Raw genomic sequence first — 21889 nt, 5'->3', positions numbered from 1 at the left:
AACTGGGTACCGGCGCCGCGGCGTCGCCGGCATGCTCGCACTTGTACTGACCACGTCGCTGGGCCTTCCGGCCCTTGCAGGTCCGGCCCACGCTGGGGTGGTGGGCCAGGGATTCACCGTTACGCCAGCGGATCTGGCGTTTATCCTCAAGCAGATCAAGATTTCCGAGGCCCATGTGGCCAACACGACGTCCGCCACGGGCCCCTGCGGAGCGCTGCTCGGCGACGGTCCCAACCAGGTGCCGGGCCCGCTGGTCTCCTACGGCCTGCGCACGGTGGACGGTTCCTGCAACAACCTGCAGGAAGACCGCGAAAACTTCGGCGCGGCGCAGGAGAAGTTCCCGCGGCTCACCACGCCGGACTTCCGGCCGGCCGAAGACAGCACGTCGACGAGGGTCGCCGCCACGGCCGACCCCGGATACGCCTCCAAGAAGGACGTTTGGGACTCGCAGCCGCGCGTCATCAGCAACCTCATCGTGGACCAGACGTCCACCAACCCCGCGGCCGTCAAGGCGGCGGGCTTTCCCTTGCGCAGCCAGACCGCCGACGGCGTTGTCCCCTGCACCACGGATCCAACACCGACGACGGCGGGCCTTCCCGAAGGCTGTGTTCCGTCTGGGGAAACACTGTTCATCCCGAATGTCACCACCGACGTAGGACTCTCGCCGCCCTACAACGGCCTGTTCACGCTCTTCGGACAGTTCTTCGACCACGGCCTCGACCTGGTCAGCAAGTCCGGCGGCACGGTCTATGTCCCGCTGAAGGATGACGATCCGCTGATCCCCGGACGCGACGGAAAGCTGAACACGGCCGATGACCTGCCGCCGCACCTGCGCTTCATGGCGGTGACCCGGGCAACCAACCAGCCCGGCCCCGACGGCCAGATGGGCACCGACGACGACATCCAGGAAGCCACCAACCGGACCAATCCCTACGTGGACCAGTCCCAGACCTACGCTTCCCACGCAGCACATCAGGTGTTCCTGCGCACGTATGCGAAGAACACCGCCGGCAAGCCCGTCTCCACCGGCGAGCTGTTGACCTCGGCCGACGGCGGCATGGGCACCTGGCAGCTGCTGAAGAAGCAGGCTGCCGAGCTGCTCGGCCTGAAGCTGGTCGACGCCGATGCACTGAACATCCCGGTGATCCTCACCGATCCGTACGGCAAGTTCGTTCCGGGCCCCAACGGGCTCCCGCAGTATGTGACGCCGACGGGAACCGTGGAGGGCAACCTTGCCGCTCCCGTGCCTGCGCCCGCCAACGTTCAGCGGGTCAGCGAGGCCTTCATCGAGGACATCGCGCACAACGCCGTCCCCGCTCCGGGACTGATCGCGGACACCGACACCGCCATCACTCCGGCCACCGCACGCCAGACCGCCGGAACCTACGACAACGAGATGCTGGACCGGCACTTCGTCGCCGGTGACGGCCGCGTCAACGAGAACATCGGCCTGACCTCCATCCACCAGATCTTCCACTCCGAGCACAACCGGCTGGTGGATGACATCCAGAAGGTCCTCACTGAAGACACCGGCAATGCCCGGGGCGATGCCGCCCTGAAGGAATGGCAGCTCGCCGCCGGCGCGGAAGGCTGGAACGGGGAGCGCCTCTTCCAGGCTGCACGTTTCATCACCGAGATGGAATACCAGCACCTGGCCTTCGAGGAGTTCGCACGCAAGGTCCAGCCGCTGATCGAACCGTTCTCCGGCTACCACGACGACGTGAACTCCGCGATCAGCGCCGAGTTCGCCCACGCCGTGTACCGGTTTGGCCACTCGATGCTCACCGACACCATCTCGCGCACCAACGAGGACGGCTCGTCGAACGATACACCGCTCCTGAACGGGTTCCTCAACCCGGTGGCCTACACCGACGGCGGTTCCGCCGGCGTCCTGGACTCCAAGTCCGCGGCCGGCAGCATCGCCATGGGCATGTCCAACCAGGTGGGCAACGAGCTCGACGAGTTCGTGACCGACACGCTGCGCAGCAACCTGCTGGGCCTGCCGCTGGACCTCGCCGCCATCAACATGGCCCGGGCCCGGGAGACCGGCCTGCCGTCGCTGAACGAGCTGCGCAAGGAGCTGCACGCCAAGACCAACGACAGCCAGCTCATGCCGTACAAGAACTGGATCGACTTCGGGCTGAACATCAAGCATCCCGAGTCGCTGGTGAACTTCGTTGCCGCCTACGGCACGCACGAAACCATCACGTCCAAGACCACTCTGGTGGAGAAGCGGGAGGCCGCCCGGCTGATCGTGGATCCGCCGTTCGACACCGCGCCGGAAGCCATTCCGGCCGACGCCGGCGACTTCATGGGCGCCACGGGAACCTGGGCGGACAAGCCAACCGGTCTGGACACCGTGGACCTGTGGATGGGCGGCCTTGCCGAACGCACCAACCTGTTCGGCGGCCTGCTCGGCTCAACCTTCAACTATGTTTTCGAGAAGCAGATGCTTGACCTGCAGAACGGTGACCGGTTCTACTACCTGGTGCGCACGCCGGGCATGAACCTGTTCTCCCAGCTGGAAGGCAACTCCTTCGGCGAGATGATCATGCGCAACACCAACGCGCACTCCATCACCGCGGACGTCTTCTCCACCGCAGACTGCAAGTTCCAGCTGGCCAACCTGGGCGGCACCGGCACGAACATCGCGGATGATCCGGCGTCGGAATGCAACGAGACCGAGCTACTGATCCGGATGCCGGACGGCACCATCCGCTACCGGACGATGAACTCGATCGATCCTCCCGGCATCAACGGCCAGAGCGTCTTCAACGGTACCGACAGCAGGGACCAGGTCTGGGGCGGCGTCGACAACGACACGTTCTGGGGCGGCCCGGGCAATGACCGCATCGAAGGCAACGACGGCGCCGACACCGCCTTGGGCGGCGAGGGCAACGACATCATCACCGACGCCGCCGGGGACGACGTTCCCAAGGGCGGTCCGGGCAATGACGCCATCGATGCCGGACCCGGCCTGGACATCATTCTGGGCGGCGACGGCAAGGATCTGCTCAACGGCGGGGCCAACACCAACGAGCACTTCGGCGGACCGGGCGATGACTTCATCATTGCCGGCGGCGGAATGGACACAGTGTTCGCGGACTCCGGCGATGACTGGATTGAAGGCGGTGACGGGGCCGACCTGCTGCAGGGCGATTCCGGCGCGCCATTCTTCGACGATCCCAACAAGCCGGGCCACGACGTCATCAACGGCCAGAACGGCGACGACGATTACGACGCCGAAGGCGGGGACGACATTCTGCTCGCCGGTCCCGGCATCGAGCGCAATGCGGGAACGGCAGGGTTCGACTGGTCCAGTTACGAGTTCGACGAGCTGGCCGCGGATGCTGACCTGGAGCTGAGGCTGCTGGGTGTCCCGCTTCCGGTGGACGTCCTGCGTGACCGCCATGCGGAAGTCGAAGGGCTTTCGGGCGGCAGCAGGAACGACATCCTCCGCGGCGACAGCGTGGTGCCGCGGACTGCCGAAGGCGAGGGCTTCTCCGGAGGCAACTGGCTGGACGCGGACGGCGTGGCACGCATCCGCGGCCTCGCGGCCCTGCTGCCCGCCGGCGCAACCTCCGGCACGGCGGTCTGGGGCGAAGGCAACATCATCCTCGGCGGCGGCGGCAACGACACCATCGAGGGCCGCGGGGCCGACGATATTCTCGACGGCGACAAGGAACTGCGGGTCCGGCTCAGCGTCCGGACCAACGCAGCCGACGCCGCCACCGAGATCGGATCGGCAACGGCGCTGGCCAAGCCCTATCTGGCCGGCAGCACGGAGACATTGCAGCAGGCGATCTTCGCCGGCAAGGTGGATCCGGGCAACGTCGTCGTCGTTCGTGAAATCGTTGACAGCGCCAGCCCGGGCAATGCGGACGTCGCGGTGTTCAGCGATATCAGCAGCAACTACACCGTCACCACCACCCCGGCCGGCGCCCAGCCGGGCGCGGCGGGCAGCATCACTACCGTCACGCACAATGTGGCGGACGGAGATGACGCCGCCTTGACCGGCGACGGCACCGATACCCTGCGCAACATTGAGCGCCTGGTGTTCGCCGATACGCAGGTACCCGCGGCTCCGACCGGCGTCACGGCCACGGGCGGCAACGCCTCGGCGAACGTCGGCTGGTTTGCACCGGCAGGTTCATCGATCACCGGTTTCGAGGTCAGGATCCTCAACGCCAGCGGCACCCAGGTCGGCGCTCCGCGCCCGGTCGACGCCACAACGACGTCGCTGCTGGTAGACGGCCTGACCAACGGATCGGCGTACCGGTTCCAGGTCCGCGCGGTCAACGAAGCAGGCGCCGGCGCCTACTCCGCTCCGAGTGCAACGGTGACCCCGGCTCCGGTTGCGGCCGCTGCCCCGGCCATCGGCACCGCCACCGCCGGCGACCAGCAGGCCACCGTGCGGTGGAGCGCTCCGGCCAGCAACGGCGGATCCGCACTGACCGGCTACAAGATCATGGTGATCGACGCTGGCAATGCCCAGGTGGGTGAAATCCGGGAGGCCGGAGCAACCGCCACGAGCATGGTGGTCACCGATCTGCCGGCCGGCAGCCAATTGCGGTTCCAGGTCGCCGCGGTCAACGCGGTGGGTACGGGAGCCTTCTCGGATCCGTCGAACGCCGTCCAACCGGTGGAGACGGTAGCCCCGACGGTCACCGCCCAGACCCCGGCGGATGCGGCGACGGGAATCCTGCTCGGCGCCAATCCCACGGTGACCTTCAGCGAACCCGTGACCGGCGTCAGCAACACCACCATGGTGCTGCGCAATGCCGCCACCAACGCAACCGTTGAAGCCACCGTGACCCAAACCAACGGGAACATGACGGCGGTCCTGGATCCGGTTGCCGATCTGGCTGCCAACACCCGGTACGAGGTAACGGTGACCGGCGGCGCCACGGCCATCCGGGACGCCTTCAACAACCCGGTGGCATCCACCACCTGGAGCTTCACCACGGAGGCTGGCCAGCCTGCCACGGTCAAGAACGTCGACTTCACCGGCGACGGTTTCGCCGACCTGGTGGCGCGCGACGGCAACGGCCGGCTGTGGCTGTACCGCAGCGACGGCGACGGTAACCTGATGTCGCGCACCGTGCTCGGCTCCAGCGGCTGGAACGTTATGAACGCCATCGCCAGCCCCGGCGACTTCGACGGGGACGACAAGGCGGACATCATCGCCAAGGACAGCGTCGGTTCCGGCCGGCTCTGGCTCTACCCCGGCGACGGCGCGGGCAGTCTCGGCACGCGGATCCTCATTGGCTCCAGCGGCTGGAACGCGATCAACGCGGTCTTCAGCGGAGGCGATTCGGATAACGACGGCGACACGGACCTGATTGCCCGTGACACCTCGGGCCGGCTCTGGTTCTACCCGGGCAACGGCGCGGGTCGCTTCGAGCCGCGCGAGCTGATGGGCAGCAGCGGGTGGAACTCCATCACCAGCCTGCACAGCCCCGGCGACTTCGACGGGGACGGCAGCTCGGACCTGGTGGCACGGACCACGGACGGGCGGCTGTGGATGTACCCGGGCACGGGCACCGGCAGGCTGGATCCGCGGATCCAGATCGGGACGGGGTGGAACTCCATGAGCGCCATCTTCAGCCCCGGCGACCTCAACAGCGACAACAACCCGGACGTCATCGCCCGGGACGCTGACGGACGGTTACTGCTCTACCCGGGCACCGGCACCGGCGGGTTCACACCCCGGCAGGTCATCGGCAACAGCGGCTGGAATGCGATGAGCATCCTGTTCTGAGCCGAAGCGGCCAGCTAAAAAGCCAGGCTCCGGGAAACCGGGGCCTGGCTTTTTGCCTGCGTTCTGCGGAGCGTGCGTTCTGGGGCTGGGTAGGTTCTGCGGCTCAGTCCCTGTCCACTACATTGCCCAGGGTTCTGCCCAACCGCTCCACGGTTGGGTCCACGCCCTTCTCGACGATCTTTTCGACCGGACCGGATTGCTTTTCCGCCGCTCCGCTGCCCTTGTCCTCGACCTGGCCGGGCGCCTGCTTGTCCTGACCCTTGTTGATGAGCGGGGCACCTTCGACCGCAGGCCGCACGAGCCGCTTCACGGGCTGCTGCGCCTTCCCGGCGTTCGGCACGGCGTTCCGGACGGTCTCGCCGGCGGGCTTGTGGGGCTGGGGGTGGGGCTTGTTGGCCTTGGGCTTGTTGTGGGTCTTGTCATTCGCCTTGGCCTTTTCGTTGGCCTGGCCACCGGCCGGCTGGCCCTTGCTTGCCGCGGCCTGTCCTGCCGGATCCGGTCCAGCGGGTGCGGCGGGAACGGCGGCCGGCTGTCCGCCGGCGCGGACCCGCGAATCGGCCCCGTTGCCGCTCTGGCGACCGCGCTCCTTGGCGGCGGCCTTCACCGGGCCGCCGGAACTTTCAACGCGTTGCCCGGCTCCGGCGGGGATGTCCGCCCCGCCCGGCAAGGCGACCACCGGGGGAAGCGCCGGCAGCGCACCGTCGGAGGCACCGCCGTCGTTAGCTTGGTTTGTAAGCTGGTCCGGCTCATCCGGCTGCACCAGCTCCACCGCGGTGTCCACGGCGGCGTACAGGTTCTCGCGGACCTCCTCGTTGGCCGCCACGGCGCCCACGCCCAGGCTCATGGAGGCGGCGACGACGACGCCGATGATGGCGCCCCGGCGCTTGCGGCGCAGCGGGACGACGTTGGGCTTGAAGAAGGCGGCAAGCTCCGGGGACGGCTCGGGAGCGGGGCCCTGGCCGAGGTCGCGGAGCTCGGCCAGCAGGGTATGCAGTTCCGGGTAGTCGCCCGCGTCGGCGAGCAGATCCGCATCCGGCGCGCTGCCGGGACGTTGCTGGTTCATGATGCCCCTCCTACCTTGCTGCCGATGACCATGTCCTTGAGTTTCGCGAGTGCCCTGCGCTGGAGCTGCTTGACCGAGCCCTCCGATTTACCCATGACGCTGGCCACCTGGTCGATGGGCAGGTCTGCCACGATGCGCAGCGACAGGACTTCACGCTGGTCCGGGTTCAGGGCCTGCAGCAGTTGGACGACGTCGCCGCCGGAGCGGTCCACCACCACCTGTTCGGCCGAGGAGACGGTCCGGGTGTCGAAATCCGGGTCGTACTCGGCGAGGTGGGGGTGGCGCGCACGGGCGCGGGCGGCGTCCACCACTCTGGCGTGGGCTACCGAGAACGTGAACGTCTTCAAACCTGCAACACCCCCGGTGACCTTGTCGAGTTTCTGGAAAACCGTCAGGAAGACTTCCTGGGCGACGGCTTCGGTGTCCTCAACGCCCCTGGCCTGCAGGTACCCCATGACCTTGGGCGACAAAGAGCGGTAAATCTTCTCGGCGGAACGCCCGTCTCCGGAAACAGCTGCCGACAGATCCTCATCTGTCAGCAATCCATCCACGGTTTTTCCTTTAAGTAGCGACTGGCCCGGCGTCCCTTATCATAGCCGCGCCACTCGCTCCGCGCTGGATGCAGCGCCCGACATTCGGCCGGGGCCCATCCAGAAGATGTGAAAGCCGCGCCACAGCTCGTTGGGGGGGAAGCTCTGGCGCGGCCTCTACATATAAGTAATCGAACCGGCTTGAGGAAAAGTTACGCGGTTTCAAAAAACTTTCTAAAACTTTTTTCCGGGCCGTCCCGATGCCTGGCTTTAGTGGGCCTCCACCACGTCCACGGTGCTGGCCAGGCGCCGGTTCCGCAGCACCGGGAGGAACTCGCGGACCTCGTCGATGCGGCGGCGGGTCACGTCCACGGTGACAACGCCGCGCGGTTCGTCGTTGAGGTAGTCCTGCACGATGCCCATCGGATCCAGGATGGCCGAATGCCCCACGGTATGGCTGCTGGAGGTGCCGGCCGCGGCCACCCAGCAGGTGTTCTCGATGGCGCGGGCCTTGAGCAGCGTCTCCCAGTGCTCGATCTTGTGGTCCCCCTTGAACCAGGCGGCGGCCACGCAGATCAGGTCCGCGCCCTGGTCCGCCAGGCCGCGGGCCATCTCCGGGAAGCGCACGTCGTAGCAGGTCATCACGCCCACCCGCAGCCCGCCGATCTCCACGAGCTTCAGGCCGCCGTCGCCCGGCTTGATCTTGGTGGACTCCTGATACGAGAACGCGTCGTACAGATGCAGCTTCCGGTACGTATCCACAATCCGGCCGGTCGCGTCCACGATGACGAGCGTGTTGTAGGGGCGCTCTTCCCCGCTGGCCTCGTAGCCGCCGGCGATCAGGGCGATGCCGGTCTCCGCGGCGATGAACGAGAGCTTCTGGACGAAGGCGGTCCAATGCTCGTTGACGGCGGAGATCAGATTCCCTTCGACCTTGCCGACGGTGAACATGGACTCTTCGGGGAACAGGATCAGCTCGGCACCCGCGGCCTTGGCCTCTTCGGCCTGCGCACGCATGACGCTGAGGTTTTCGTTGACGTCCCCGGAAGGATCGAATTGCCCAACACTGACCTTCATGATGCGCTCCCGTCTCGCTGGCGGCGTGTGTCATTCCAGACTACAGAACCTGCGGCACGGAATCTCTAGAGGGTTTTTCAGCGTCCGGCGCAGCGCAGGATCGCCTCCACGGAGCGGTCCGCGTCCTCCAGGGTGGTGGACCAGTTGCTCACGCTGATCCGCATCGCGGCCATGGCGTGCCAGGTGGTGCCGGAGAGCCAGAGCGTGCCGTCCTCCTGCACGCGGCGTACGACGTCGTGGGTAAAGTCGTCCCCGCCGGCGCCGCTAATGTTTCCATCACCGCGTGGGATAAAGCGGACCAGCACCTGGTTGAGCACCACGTCGTTGAGGATTTCGACGCCGTCAACCTGGCCGAGCTGGGCCGCCATGTGCCGGGCCAGCGCGCAGCAATGCTCAACCATCTCCCGCACCCCGTCGCGGCCGAGGGTGCGGAGCGCCGCGTAGATCGGAAAACCCCTGGCGCGGCGGGAGAACTCCGGCACCCAGGAGACTTCGTCGCGTTCCTGCCCGTATTCAAGGTAGGAGGCGTGCGGGGGCGCCATGGCCTTGACGTGCGCATCGGCGTCGGCGACAAACGCCAGGCCGGAATCGTAAGGGACGTTGAGCCATTTGTGCGCGTCCGTGGCCCAGGAGTCGGCCAGTTCCACCCCGTCGAGCAGGGGCCGCAGTTCCGGGCTCACGGCGGCCCAGAGGCCGAAGGCCCCGTCCACGTGGACCCAGGCTCCTTCGCGGCGGCGGACCAGGTCAATGGCGGCGCGGATCGGATCGAAGGAGCCGGTATTCACGTTCCCGGCCTGCAGGTTCACAATCAACGGATCCCGGTGCGGAATCCGCGCGAGGACTTTCTCGAGCTCCCGCAGCCGGATCCGGCCCTGGCTGTCCGTGGCCACGGTGTGCACGCGGTCGCGGCCGAGCCCCAGGTACTGCAGGGCGGACAGGACCGTGCTGTGCGCCTCGTCGCCGACCACCACTTCCACCTCGGGCGCGCCGAAAAGCCCGCGCCCGGTGACGTCCCAGCCCGCCCGCTCCAGCACTGCGGTGCGGGCGGCGGCCAGGCAAGTGAAGTGCGCCATCTGGCACCCGGTCACCAGGCCGAACCCGCTGGCCGGCGGCAGGCCGAACAGCTCCAACAGCCAGGCGCCCACCACTTCTTCCACCACCGACGCTGCCGGTCCGGCCACGTAGAGCCCGGCGTTCTGGTCCCAGGTGGAGGTCAGCCAGTCCGCGGCCAGGGCCGGCGGCAGGGCCCCGCCGATAACAAAGCCGAAGTAGCGCGGTCCCGCCATGGCCACCGCGGCACGGCCGCCCACCGCCGCCAGCTGCTCGATCACGGCCTGCGGTTCCTCGCCGGTCTCGGGCAGTGCGGTGATCAGTTCGCGGCGCAGGTCCGCCGCAGCCATGCCGCTCTTGACCGGCCGCTCAGGCAGGGCACGCAGGTACTCGGTGGCCAGCTCGGCAGTGCGCCGCAGGATGCCATAGTCATCCGCCATTCCTGCATGCTACGCCCAAACCCCGAGGCCGGACAGGGTACCGCTACTCGGCGATAAGGTCCCGCACCACGATGGTCTGGTCCCGGTCCGGTCCCACGCCGATGGCGGAGATCCGGGTGCCGGAGATATCCTCGAGCGCCTTCACATAAAGCTGGGCGTTCGGCGGCAGATCCGCGATGCTCCGGGCCCCGGTGATGTCCTCGGTCCAACCGTCGAAGTACTCGAAGATGGGCTTGGCGTGGTGGAACTCGGTCTGGGTCATCGGCATCTCGTCATGCCGGACGCCGTCGACGTCGTACGCCACGCACACCGGAATCCGCTCGATCCCGGTCAGCACGTCCAGCTTGGTCACGAAGTAGTCCGTGAAGCCGTTGACGCGCGAGGCATGGCGCGCCAGCACAGCGTCGTACCAGCCGCAGCGGCGCGGGCGGCCGGTATTCACGCCGAACTCGCCGCCGGTCTTCTGCAGGTACTCGCCCATCTCGTCGAAGAGCTCGGTGGGGAACGGGCCGGCACCAACACGGGTGGTGTAGGCCTTGATGATGCCCACGGCACGGTTGATCCGGGTGGGGCCGATGCCCGAGCCCACGGACGCGCCGCCCGCCGTCGGATTGGAGGAGGTGACAAACGGGTAGGTCCCGTGGTCCACGTCCAGGAACGTGGCCTGGCCGCCCTCCATCAGCACCACCTTGCCGTCGTCGAGCGCCTCGTTCAGCACAAAGGTGGAGTCGATCATCATGGGGCGAAGCCGGTCGGCGAAGGACAGGAAGTACTCGACGATCTCTTCGACGTCGACGTCGCGCCGGTTGTAGACCTTGACCAGCAGCTCGTTCTTCTGATGCAGCGAGCCTTCCACCTTCTGCCGCAGGATGGACTCGTCGAACACGTCCTGCACGCGGATGCCCAGCCGGGCCACCTTGTCCATGTAGGCGGGGCCGATGCCGCGGCCGGTGGTGCCGATGGCCCGCTTGCCGAGGAAGCGCTCCGTCACCTTGTCCATGGTCTGGTGGAACGGCGCCACCAGGTGGGCGTTGGCGGAGACGCGGAGCTTGGACGTGTCCGCGCCGCGTGCCTCCAGGCCGTCGATCTCCTCGAACAGGGCTTCCAGGTTCACCACGCAGCCGTTGCCGATAATGGGGGTAGCGTTGGGGCTGAGAATGCCGGCGGGAAGGAGCTTGAGCTCATACTTCTCACCACCGACGACGACGGTATGGCCGGCGTTGTTGCCGCCGTTCGGCTTAACCACGTAGTCCACGCGGCCGCCAAGCAAGTCCGTTGCCTTGCCTTTACCTTCGTCGCCCCACTGGGCTCCGACGATCACAATTGCTGGCATGGGATCCTCCCCCATTCGATGCGGCGGAAACCCTGCCAAGGGGAGAGGCAGGAAGCATCTGCCGCGCATGAGAACGCCCCGACTCCGGGTGGAGTTCTGGGGCTCTTACCTGCCAAGTTTAGCCGATGCGCCGATTAACCGCGGATTCCTGCGGCCGCGGGACGTCGCAATGTGTGCCGGGCTGGCTCTGGCCGGACGCGTCCGGCCAGAGTAGCGTGCTGAGCGTGGGGACTTTGAAGCCAGTTGCGCGCGTCGGCATCTCCGGATGGCGTTATGCCCCGTGGCGCGGAACGTTCTATCCCAAGGGCCTCCCCCAGCGCCGGGAACTCGAATACGCCGCGACCCACCTCGACTCGCTGGAAATCAACGGCTCCTTCTACTCGCTGCAGCGCCCGTCCAGCTGGCTGCAGTGGCGCGATGCCACTCCGGAACATTTCGTCTTCGCGGTCAAGGGCGGCCGCTTCATCACCCACATGCGCCGCCTTCGCGACGCCCGCGGGGCGCTGGCGAACTTCTTCGCCTCGGGCGTGCTGGCGCTCGGCGGCAAGCTCGGCCCGTTCCTGTGGCAGCTGCCGGAGAACCTGAAATACGACCCGGACGTCGTCGAGGAGTTCCTGACGCTGCTCCCCCAAACAACGACGGCGGCGGCCCACCTTGCGTCCGAACATACGGATTTGATGCGGGACAGGACCTGGTTCGACGTTACCGAGGACCGGCCGCTGCGCCATGCCATGGAGGTGCGCAGTTCCACCTTCGTCACCGAGGACTTCTATGCCCAGCTGCGCCGGCACAACATTGCCCTGGTCATAGCCGACAGCGCCGGGACGTGGCCGATGCTGCACGAGATCACGGCGGACTTCGCCTACGTCCGGCTGCACGGCAAGGACGAGCTTTATGTCAGCGGCTATGGCGATGCCGACCTGGATCACTGGGCGGACGCGGTCCGCGGCTGGCTGGACGGCAGCGGCTGCCCCGATGGCGTGGGCCGGGACGCCTACCTCTACTTCGACAACGACGTTAAGGTCCGCGCACCGTACGACGCGATGGGCCTGGCGAAGCGGCTGGCGGACTCTCAGCTGCCGAGCCGGCCGCCGGACGCCTCCAGGTAGCAGTTCCCGCACAGCGATTCGTACGCAATGTCCTGGCCGTCGATGGCTACCTGCTCGCCGTCGAAAACAATCTCGTTTCCGATCCGCCGGGTGTTGAAGACCGCCTTGCGCCCGCACCGGCAGATGGTCTTCAGCTCCTCGAGCGAGTGGGCCAGTTCAAGCAGCCGCCCGGCGCCGGGGAAGGCTGCCGTGCGGAAATCGGTGCGGATGCCGTAGGCGATCACCGGCACACCGTCCAGCACCGCAATGCGGAAGAGGTCGTCCACCTGGCCTGGTGTCAGGAACTGCGCCTCGTCCACCAGCAGGCATGCCACCGTCTTGACCTCCACATGCTCCAGCAGGGCATCCGGATCGTCCCCGGAGGCGGCCTTGGCGAACAGCTCCCGGACGTTGTCGCCCGGGCGGATCAGGAAATCCACTTCCCGGGTCATGCCCATTCGGGAGACGATCGCGGTGTCGCCCTTGGTGTCGAGCTGGGGTTTGGCCAGCAGCACGCGCTGCCCGCGCTCCTCGTAGTTGAAGGCAACTTGGAGCAGCCCGGTGGACTTTCCGGAATTCATCGCGCCGTACCGGAAATAGAGTTTGGCCAAAATCGTACCTTTCAAAGCGGTCCAGCAGTCGATTCTACTGATCCGCAATGACGGTCCGGTTCAGCCGACGTTCAGGCCATCCGGCGGCGCAAGGCGACCAGGGCGACGCCGAGAAGCAGCAATCCTGCTCCTCCCGCGGACAGCCAGATGGTGCCCGAGGCGCCGGTCTCCGCCAGCTCGCCTGCCGGAGCGGCGACGGCGGCACTTTCGGCTGGCTTCTGAGCCGGCACCAGTGCGGCCGGCGCCACCTCGACGCTGGCCGGGGAGGCGGCCGGAGCAGGTTCGGTGGCCGGCGCGGCGGGGAAGGGCACATCCATCGGCCATTCCCCGAAGTTCTCAGGCCATTCTCCAAACTCAGCCGGCCATTCTTCGAGCCACTGGAACCATCCGTCCAGCTCCCGAATCAAGTCTTCCGCGGCGGCCGGATCGGAGGCGCCAAGTTCGCGGATCAGGGCTTCCAGACCTTCCCGGTCTCCCGTTTCGAGGTAGCGGACCATGAGGTCAACGATGTAGATCATGCCCTCGGACTCGAGCACCAGGTCGATGTTCTCCTCCATCCAGAGGGCAATGGTCTCTTCGTCGCTGGCAGCGATGTCATCGGGGATGTTGAAGTCCGCGTGGGTCAGGGTGCGGCCGCCCACCACGATCGGTTCGAAGCCGGCAGGAACCGAGGTCTGAGGAGTAGAGGGCGTGGGAGCAGCCGGGGTGCCTGGTTCGACAACCGGGGCCGGCTCACTTCCGGCGCCGGGCGCCGGGTCAGCTCCGGCAGCAGGCTCCTCCCCCAAGCCGCTGTCCGGCGCGTCATCCATACCGTCTTCCGACGCGTCGGCGACTCCGCCGTCGCCACCGTCAACGTCCTCAATCGATTCCTCGACTTCCCCGGTGGGCGTCCCGCCGTCGTCGTTGGTCTCGGTTTCCTCCACCAGCACGGGAATCACTGCGTCGGCCAGCAGCTCTTCCGGTACCGGAGCAGGTGCGGATTCGACCGGCACAATTTCGGCAGCAGGCGCGGGTTCGGCAGCAGGCGCGGTCTCGGTGGCAGGTGTAGCCTCCAGGTCAGTGACAACCAGGTCCGCGGCGGGCGCGGGGGCGGTATTTTCCGCGGCGGGAAGGCCTGACGGATCCTGATGGTTGTCCGCCTGGGCCGGTGCGGCACCGAGGGCGAGTGTGGCGGCAACGGCGCCGGTGAGCAGCGCTGAGCGCAGTCGTGATGTCACGTGGATTTCCTGTCCCCAACTTGGCTGTGCAGGCAGGGCAGCACTCGCGCCAATCCGATGAATTCCGCGCCCTGCGGCCGGCTTCATCCGGACCTAAGCAGAAATATAAGTGATCCGGGACATATGCGCCAGTCGGAACGTTTTTCCCACTGCTTGGCTTCGTTAAACGAGTGGCGGGAACAGGGGCCCTACGTGCGCCCTTGTTCCCGCCTTTTCTCCATTTATTGCGTCAGGTTGCTGCGCCACGAGGCTAGGAAGCCTCTGGCGCCGAGATCCCGCCTCGATTCAGGAGGCCTCGATGGCAGCCTTCGCCTCGGGGTCCGATTCGTTCAGGAACTTGTCGATCCGGACTACTTCCTCGCCCTCGCCGATGGCGGCGGCCGCGCGGCCCAGCGCGTACAGGGCGCGCAGGAAGCCGCGGTTCGGCTCGTGCTCCCAGGGGATGGGCCCGGCGCCCTTCCAACCGGCCCGGCGCAGTGCGTCCAGGCCGCGGTGGTAGCCCACGCGGGCGAAGGCATAGGACTCGATGGTCCGGCCCTCGCCGTAGGCCTCTTCGGCCAGGATGGCCCAAACCAACGACGACGTCGGGTGCTTGGCAGCGAGGTCAAGGGCCTCATCGCCGGCGTCCAGTCGTGCCAGGACTTCGGTTTCCTCCGGCAGCTTTGTGGCGTCCGGGCCCAGCAGGTTCTTGCGGAACTCGGCCATCTACTTCACGGACTTTCCGGCCGAACCCAGCCGCTGGGCGGCCTCGACCACGCGGGCGGCCATGCTCTTCTCGGCAGCGGCACCCCAGACCCGCGGGTCATAGGTCTTCTTGTTGCCGACGTCGCCGTCCACCTTGAGGACGCCGTCGTAATTAGCGAACATGTGGCCGGCCACCGGGCGGGTGAACGCGTACTGGGTATCGGTGTCCACGTTCATCTTGATCACGCCGTAGGAAACAGCGTCCGCGATTTCCTGCTCGGAGGAGCCGGAGCCGCCGTGGAAGACCAGGTCGAACGGCTTCTCCTTGCCGATCTTCCCGCCGACCTCGTCCTGGATCTGCTTGAGCAGCTCGGGGCGCAGCTTCACGCCGCCCGGCTTGTAGACGCCGTGCACGTTGCCGAAGGTCAGGGCCGTGATGTAGCGGCCCTTCTCGCCTGCGCCGAGCGCCTCGATGGTCTTCAGGCCGTCATCGACCGTGGTGTAGAGCTTCTCGTTGATCTCGTTCTCGACGCCGTCTTCCTCGCCGCCGACGGTGCCGATCTCGACCTCGAGGATCATCTTGGCCGCGGCGGTGCGGGCCAGCAGTTCCTCGGCGATGCGGAGGTTGTCTTCCAGGGTCTCGGCCGAGCCGTCCCACATGTGGGAGTTGAAAATCGGGTCCTCGCCGCGCTTGACGGCGGCCTCGGATTCGGCGAGCAGCGGCAGCACGAAGCTGTCCAGCTTGTCCTTGGGGCAGTGGTCCGTGTGCAGCGCAACGTTGATCGGGTACTTCTTGGCAACCTCGCGGGCAAACGCCGCAAAGCCCAGGGAACCGGCAACCATGTCCTTGACCCCTGCGCCGGACCAGTAGGCAGCGCCGCCGGTGGACACCTGGATGATGCCGTCCGAGCCCGCATCGGCGAAGCCCTGCAGCGCCGCGTTCAGCGTCTGGGAAGAGGTGACGTTGATGGCGGGGTAGGCGAAGCCGCCGCTCTTGGCGCGGTCAATCATCTCGGTATAGATCTCAGGGGTTGCAATAGGCATGCGGACTCCTTGATAGATAAGTGAGTTCTCGAGGGAGGTGGCCTCTGTCTCCATCCTATCCAGTCGGCCCCGGCAGCGGGCCACCCGGAGGGGTCTATGAAGCCGCCGTGAGGTCTTTGCGGCCGCGCGATTCCCCCGGGCCGTGCGGCGCGGCAGCCCGCTGCGCGCGGACGGTAACCACCACGAGGATGCCGATCGCCGCTCCCACCAGCGTCTCCACACCGCGCTCGGTGACCAGCAGCAGCGGGTCCTCCGGGAACGCCAGCTGCGTCATGAGCAGAATGACCGGAGTGAAGGAGACCATCGCCAGCCCGTAATGCCGGGTCATGAACAGTTCCGTGGTGAATTGGAAAATGATCACGAGGAGGGCCAGCACTGCGGCTTCCTGCCCGGGAAAGAACTGCAGCGGTGAGGCGGGACCGGGAAAAAGTACGACGGCGACAATCGCCAGCCCGAGGAAGGTGCCGACAATCCGGTGAAGTCCGCGATGCACGCTGCTGGGCAGGTCCGCTCCGGCCAAAGGTACGGCCGCCGCGGCCATGGCCCAGTGCGGATGCCCGCTGCCGCTGAGGACCCCGATGGCTCCCGCGGCGCCGACGGCCAGCACGTAGCGCGCGGCGTGAACCACTGTCTTCTGGCGGCCCAGGGGTACGGCGGCGCGCACAGCTGCGGGGTTCCAGGTCCGCAGCCTGATCCAGCCCCCGAAGCCCACCGCGATGGAGAACGCGGCCGATGCCGCGCAGATCAGTACGGCGGCGAACATCGGAATGGTGGTGGGGACGGAGGCACAGGCGCCCAGGGCCAGGATGCCGAAGAACGGCCCGTTCGGCCGGAGCCGCAGCCTGTCGGCCACCACGGAGCCCACCCCTGCGAGCAGCGCCTCGACGAGCACCAGTCCCCACGAATGGATGTGGGCGACCGATAGCAAGACGCCGACGGTCACGCCGGACAGGAGGAACAGGGCCGCCTGCGTCTGGTGCTTGAGCCGGAGCTGGTGTGGTTCGTTCCTGCCGTACATGCCCGTCAGCGCCCCGAAAACGGCGTAGATGATCAGGTCAGGCCGGCCCAGGAACAGCAGGGCGAGCGACGGTACGGCCACGCTGACCGCCACGCGGAATGCAGCCAGATGATCGTTGCTGGCCGGGCCGAGGGAATGCAGCGTGCGGACGTGGTGCTTGACCAGCTTCACCCGCACACCCCCTCTTTGAGCCAACTATCGGAAGTTAGCAGAGCGGACGGCGGGCCCCTATCCGCTCGTCACAGAAGGTCCCAAAGCGACATAAACCGCCAGCTGGGCGAACACCTAGACGTGCTGGGCGAAGACGTGGCGGCGGACCCACGCATGCATCGCGATGGCGGCCGCGGCGGAGGCGTTGATGGACCGGGTGGAACCGAACTGCGCAATGGACAGCGTGGCATCGGCCACCTCGTGGACCTCGGGCGTCAGGCCGGGGCCTTCCTGGCCGAACACCAGCACGCAGTTTTCCGGCAGGTCGTAGGTTTCCAGCGGCACCGAGTCGGGGAAGTTGTCGATCCCGATCACCCGCAGCCCCTCCTCCTGCGCCCACATAACGAAGTCTTCCACCGTGGGGTGGTGGCGGACGTGCTGGTAGCGGTCGGTGACCATGGCACCCCGGCGGTTCCACCGCCGTCGTCCGATGATGTGCACTTCCTTGGCCAGGAAGGCGTTGGCGCAGCGCACCACGGAGCCGATGTTCAGGTCATGCTGCCAGTTCTCGATGGCCACGTGGAAGTTGTGCCGGCGGGAATCCAGCTCCGCCACGATCGCCTCGTGCTTCCAGTAGCGGTACTCGTCCACCACGTTGCGGGTGTCCCCGTGGGCCAGTAGCTCCGGATCCCAGTGGTCGCCTTCCGGCAGCGGGCCTTCCCAGGGGCCGACGCCGACCGCCGGGACGAGCCCGGTTTCAACGGTCGCGGCGGCGGTATTCCCGGAGTCATTCCCGGGGTCCGCGGCAGGCGCGGCCACGGCGAGCTGGTTGTTCGTCTCTTCCACCTCTCAAGGGTAGGTGACAGACTGAGGCCAGCCGCAAAGCGAAAGCCCGAACAGCAAGGAGTCCTGCACCTATGGCCAAAGCGGAGAGCCGGAAGCCCGCCGACATCGAATGCTGGCTCACGGACATGGACGGCGTGCTGGTGCACGAGAATTCGGCCATTCCGGGTGCCGCCGAGCTGATCCAGCGCTGGGTAGACACCTCGCGGCGGTTCCTCGTACTGACCAACAACTCCATCTACACACCCCGGGATCTGGCGGCCCGGCTGCGCCAGTCCGGCCTGGAGGTGCCCGAGGAAAACATCTGGACCTCGGCGCTGGCCACCGCGGAGTTCGTTAAAGACCAGATGCCCGGCGCGCGCGTCTATGTCATCGGCGAGGCGGGATTAACGACGGCGCTGCACGCGGCGGGCTTCATCCTCACCGACCAGGACCCCGACTACGTGCTGCTGGGCGAAACCCGGACGTACTCGTTCGAGGCCATCACCAGGGCCATCAGGCTGATCGTGGACGGCGCACGGTTCATTGCCACCAATCCCGATGCCACCGGCCCCTCGCGGGACGGCCTTATGCCGGCCACCGGCGCCGTCGCGGCCCTGATCAGCAAGGCCACCGGTCGGGCGCCGTACGTGGTGGGCAAGCCGAACCCGATGATGTTCCGCTCCGCGATGAACCAGATCGAGGCCCACTCGGAGACCACCGCCATGATCGGGGACCGGATGGACACGGACATCATCGCCGGCATGGAGGCGGGCCTGCACACGGTTCTGGTCTATACGGGGATTACCCGGCCCGAGGACGTCTCCGCGTTCCCGTTCCGGCCCAACCAGACGCTCAAGTCCGTGGCGGACCTGCTCCCCCAGCTGTAGGAACTCAGAAGAGCATCCGCCGTCCGCCGCCTGTGGGCAGCGGAAAGTGCTCTTCCTCCACCTGCAGGATCAGCGGCTGGTAGACGCCCGGGTTCCACTGCGGCGAAGCATGCGCCGGCACGGCACCTGCGGTCACCAGGTCGGCCGTAAGCATGCACGAAGCGTAGTTCACGCTCCAACTGCGGCGGGCGGTGTTGTAGTCCACGGTGCCGTCATTCGGGTTGCCCATCCAGGAAATCATGGTGTCCCCGATGCTGTTCTGGAAACGCTTGGCATCGAAGTGGTAGATGTACGAGGACTGGGATTGGATCAGCGTGCTGGAGACGGCCAGCGGGGAGAGCTGTTCCAGGGTCTGGTCCATGATCTGGCGCCAGCTGCGCTCGTCCTTGTGCACAATCCGCTCGCCCAGTTCGTAGGTGCCGCGCAGGTAGCTGGGCACGCGGTAACCCGCCTCGTAGAAGAACACCACGCTCTCGAACATGGCGCGGTCCAGCACGTCGAACCGGCTGTACGGGCTGCAGTCCATCATGATCAGCTCCACCGGAATGCCCTTGGCGAGCATGCGTGCCGTCATCTCCACCGCCACCATCCCGCCGAAGCTGTGGCCGTAAAAGTAGAGCTTCTCCAGGCCGTGCTCCGCGACGTGCTGCTCCAGCACCTCGGCCAGATGCTGCAGATCCAGTCCGCGGTTGGAATAGCCCGCCATCGCCATCTGTCCGCGCTGGGTCAGGGCCGGGCGCAGCGAGTTCAGGATGAACAGGCCTTCTTCCCAACTGGTCTTGTACCCGGGGAACAGTATCCAGCTGGTCTTCGGGAAGCGCGTTTCGGCGTACTCGTCCGGGAGCGTGAGGATCTGCGGCAGTTCACGCTGCTCCTGGATGGCCCGCGTGACCGTCAGATCGGCCGCGGTGGCCAAACCGAAGGCGGCGCTGACCAAGAACGAGCGCCGCGAGACACGATGCATTCCGGCGGCCAGTCTCAGCTGGTGGGCGTGCTCGCTGTCATGAATGTTCATCGTGCCGCCGCCCGGCGTGTTGGCCGGGCCTCCCGGGCCTAGTCCAGGCCCAGCTCGTCCTTGCCGAAGACGAACAGGTAGGGAACGCCGGCTTCCTTTTCGATCCGTTCCTTGGCGCCGGTGTCCCGGTCCACGATGACGGCAACGGCCTTAACCTCGCCGTCGGCCTTGCGCACGCCTTCCACCGCGGTCAGCGCAGAACCGCCTGTGGTCGAGGTGTCTTCCAGCACGACGACGCTGCGGCCGGAAACTCCCGGCCCTTCGACCTGGCGGCCCATGCCGTAGGACTTCTGCGCCTTGCGGACCACAAACGCATCGATGGCGCGGCCTGTGTCCGCCGCGGCGTGCATGACCGCGGTACCGACGGGGTCTGCGCCCATGGTCAGTCCGCCTGCAGTTTCGAACTCGATGCCGGCTTCATCCAGCATGGCGAGCATGACCTTGCCAACGAGGCGGGAGGCTTCGTGGTGCAGAGTGACGCGGCGCAGATCAATGTAGTAGTCCGCTTCGGCGCCGCTGGAGAGGGTCACCTTTCCACGGACGACGGCGAGTTCCTTGATCAGTTCGAGCAGGCGGGCGCGGTCATCCGCGGAAGTCTGGGTCATGGGCACCAGTGTAGTAGGCGGGCGCGCGGCGGCGGATTCGAGAGACGCAGGCCACTGCCGCTACGCTTTCGAGCCCATGTTTCGTTTTCCACAGCCGCATGATTCCGCGGATTTTGGCAGCTAAACATGGACAGATACGCCTGAACATGGGCTCGAAGCCGGGAATCACCCCGGCTGGAGGGTAGTTAGCACTCTGGGAAGCCCCAGCGGCGTGAACGACGCTCAGCGCGCGGCGGCTTCGATGGCCTCCGGCGAAAGCACGTGGCTGATCGCCAGAGACGCGGCCCCCACCACTCCGGCCCGCTGGCCGGCAACGGAGGGCGCGATCCGCAGATGCTCGGTGGCCAGCGGCAGCGAGCGCCGGTAGACCACCTCGCGGATTCCGGCCAGCAGGTGCTCGCCCGCTTGGGCCAGGCTGCCGCCGATCACGATCACGGACGGGTTGATCAGGTTGACGCAGGTTGCCAGCACGTCGCCGATGTCCCGCCCGGCCTGCCGCACCACCTGGATCGCCTGCAGGTCCCCGGCCCGGACCAGGTCGATCACGTCCTGGCTCGTCGACGCGTTCCGCCCCTCTTTCGCGAGCACGCCGGCGAGCGCGGGGCCGCCGGCGAGCGCTTCGAGGCAACCGGTATTGCCGCAGCGGCACTGCATGTCTTCGCCCCGCGGCACCCTGACGTGCCCCAAGTCCCCGGCGGTGCCCTGCGCGCCGCGCTGCAGTTGCCCGTTGGAGATGATCCCGGCGCCGATGCCCGTAGCCACTTTGATGAACATCAGCTCCGGCACTTCCGCCCAGGCGGTGGCCTGCTCGCCGAGCGCCATGATGTTCACGTCGTTGTCCACCAGCACGGGCACGTCGAAATGCCGCTGCACCAGCCCCGGCACATCCACGCGGTCCCAGCCGGGCATGATCGGTGGATTGATGGGCCGGCCGGTGTCATGTTCCACCGGTCCGGGCAGCCCGATGCCGATCGCGCCCAGTTCCCGCGCCTGGCGTCCGGCCGCGTCAAGCAAGCGGCCCACCGCCGCGGCGAGCCACCCGAGCACCTCCTCCGGCCCGGCAGCGATGTTCAGGGCAGCACGTTCTTCAGCCAAGACCGTGCCGGCCAGATCGGTCAGGATGACCAGCGCGTGCGTGGCGCCGAGGTCCGCCCCGATCACCACCCGCGCTCCGGAATTCAGAGCAAACAACGACGGCGGCCTGCCGCCGGTGGAGACCGCCCCGCCGTATGGGGCGATGAAACCAAGCTTCATCAGGGTGTCCACCCGCAGGGCCACAGTGGATCTGGCCAGACCGGTCAGCTGCGCCAGTTCGGCCCGGGTCCGCGGCTGCCCGTCACGCAGCAACTGGAAAACGTCGCTGGCGCCGGGAGCCGGAAGGGCTGCGTTTCGCGGCGGGGAAGCCACCTGGGAGTTCGACACACTTTCAGTAAAGCACGCAGCACTTGCGTTCGTCTCTACTCGACTAATAAATGTTTTCCACGCAACTTT

17 protein-coding genes are annotated in these 21889 nt (G+C 66.9%); 3 read left to right on the top strand and 14 right to left on the bottom strand.

Annotation, left to right across the window (positions count from 1 at the left end; all coding sequences use genetic code 11):
- Nucleotides 1–31 precede the first annotated feature (31 nt).
- On the top strand, nt 32–5761 hold the full coding sequence (locus AC3A4M_RS07760; RefSeq protein WP_498735024.1) for a peroxidase family protein: 5730 nt from the start codon (nt 32–34) through the stop codon (nt 5759–5761).
- Nucleotides 5762–5864: 103 nt separating this feature from the next.
- On the opposite strand, the gene AC3A4M_RS07755 is transcribed toward AC3A4M_RS07760, so the two are convergent.
- The 5 genes from AC3A4M_RS07755 to AC3A4M_RS07735 form a co-directional block, all read right to left on the bottom strand.
- On the bottom strand, nt 5865–6824 hold the full coding sequence (locus AC3A4M_RS07755; RefSeq protein ID WP_498735022.1) for a hypothetical protein: 960 nt from the start codon (nt 6822–6824) through the stop codon (nt 5865–5867).
- Complete coding sequence (locus tag AC3A4M_RS07750) at nt 6821–7375, bottom strand: RNA polymerase sigma factor (protein WP_498735021.1); 555 nt, start codon at nt 7373–7375, stop codon at nt 6821–6823. The genes AC3A4M_RS07755 and AC3A4M_RS07750 overlap by 4 nt, the downstream gene beginning before the upstream one ends.
- 249 nt (nt 7376–7624) lie before the next feature.
- Nucleotides 7625–8431, bottom strand: a complete 807-nt coding sequence (locus AC3A4M_RS07745) for a carbon-nitrogen hydrolase family protein (RefSeq protein ID WP_498735020.1) — start codon at nt 8429–8431, stop codon at nt 7625–7627.
- 77 nt (nt 8432–8508) lie between these two features.
- Complete coding sequence (locus AC3A4M_RS07740) at nt 8509–9921, bottom strand: pyridoxal phosphate-dependent decarboxylase family protein (protein WP_498735019.1); 1413 nt, start codon at nt 9919–9921, stop codon at nt 8509–8511.
- A gap of 43 nt (nt 9922–9964) precedes the next feature.
- Nucleotides 9965–11254, bottom strand: coding sequence for an adenylosuccinate synthase (locus AC3A4M_RS07735; RefSeq protein WP_498735017.1), 1290 nt, complete (start codon nt 11252–11254; stop codon nt 9965–9967).
- A gap of 233 nt (nt 11255–11487) precedes the next feature.
- Between AC3A4M_RS07735 and AC3A4M_RS07730 the strand changes: the two genes are divergently transcribed.
- Nucleotides 11488–12363 (top strand): DUF72 domain-containing protein, encoded by an 876-nt coding sequence (locus AC3A4M_RS07730; RefSeq protein WP_498735570.1) that lies wholly within the window; start codon nt 11488–11490, stop codon nt 12361–12363.
- On the opposite strand, the gene AC3A4M_RS07725 is transcribed toward AC3A4M_RS07730, so the two are convergent.
- From AC3A4M_RS07725 to AC3A4M_RS07700, 6 genes are all read right to left on the bottom strand, one after another.
- Entirely contained in the window at nt 12327–12953 is a 627-nt protein-coding gene (locus AC3A4M_RS07725) for a thymidine kinase (RefSeq protein ID WP_498735016.1), read from the bottom strand. The two genes, AC3A4M_RS07730 and AC3A4M_RS07725, sit on opposite strands and share 37 nt — an antisense overlap.
- 71 nt (nt 12954–13024) lie before the next feature.
- Nucleotides 13025–14170: an LPXTG cell wall anchor domain-containing protein gene (locus tag AC3A4M_RS07720; protein ID WP_498735015.1), complete on the bottom strand. Its 1146-nt coding sequence runs from the start codon at nt 14168–14170 to the stop codon at nt 13025–13027.
- A 285-nt stretch (nt 14171–14455) separates the two neighbouring features.
- A complete protein-coding gene (locus tag AC3A4M_RS07715) occupies nt 14456–14875 on the bottom strand; it encodes a DUF3151 domain-containing protein (RefSeq protein ID WP_498733626.1) in 420 nt (139 codons plus the stop codon).
- Entirely contained in the window at nt 14876–15952 is a 1077-nt protein-coding gene (gene fbaA, locus AC3A4M_RS07710) for a class II fructose-bisphosphate aldolase (RefSeq protein WP_169992393.1), read from the bottom strand.
- 40 nt (nt 15953–15992) lie between these two features.
- The gene (locus AC3A4M_RS07705) at nt 15993–17087 is read right to left on the bottom strand and encodes an FUSC family protein (protein ID WP_498735569.1); all 1095 of its coding nucleotides are present in this window, start codon (nt 17085–17087) and stop codon (nt 15993–15995) included.
- Nucleotides 17088–17201: 114 nt separating this feature from the next.
- The gene (locus tag AC3A4M_RS07700) at nt 17202–17777 is read right to left on the bottom strand and encodes a TrmH family RNA methyltransferase (RefSeq protein WP_498735568.1); all 576 of its coding nucleotides are present in this window, start codon (nt 17775–17777) and stop codon (nt 17202–17204) included.
- Nucleotides 17778–17983: 206 nt separating this feature from the next.
- Here AC3A4M_RS07700 and AC3A4M_RS07695 point away from each other — a divergent pair, with 206 nt between their 5' ends.
- On the top strand, nt 17984–18778 hold the full coding sequence (locus tag AC3A4M_RS07695) for an HAD-IIA family hydrolase (RefSeq protein WP_498733622.1): 795 nt from the start codon (nt 17984–17986) through the stop codon (nt 18776–18778).
- Nucleotides 18779–18782: 4 nt separating this feature from the next.
- Here the strand turns inward: AC3A4M_RS07695 and AC3A4M_RS07690 are convergent, their stop codons facing one another.
- From AC3A4M_RS07690 to AC3A4M_RS07680, 3 genes are all read right to left on the bottom strand, one after another.
- The gene (locus tag AC3A4M_RS07690; RefSeq protein WP_498735014.1) at nt 18783–19793 is read right to left on the bottom strand and encodes a thioesterase domain-containing protein; all 1011 of its coding nucleotides are present in this window, start codon (nt 19791–19793) and stop codon (nt 18783–18785) included.
- A 38-nt stretch (nt 19794–19831) separates the two neighbouring features.
- Complete coding sequence (gene pyrE, locus AC3A4M_RS07685; RefSeq protein WP_498735013.1) at nt 19832–20398, bottom strand: orotate phosphoribosyltransferase; 567 nt, start codon at nt 20396–20398, stop codon at nt 19832–19834.
- Between the two features lie 222 nt (nt 20399–20620).
- Nucleotides 20621–21820, bottom strand: coding sequence for an ROK family transcriptional regulator (locus tag AC3A4M_RS07680; protein ID WP_498735012.1), 1200 nt, complete (start codon nt 21818–21820; stop codon nt 20621–20623).
- Between the last annotated feature and the right edge of the window lie 69 nt (nt 21821–21889).

Source organism: Arthrobacter sp. Soil_C_60, from assembly GCF_057656375.1.
This window is presented reverse-complemented; position numbering and strand designations above follow the sequence as displayed.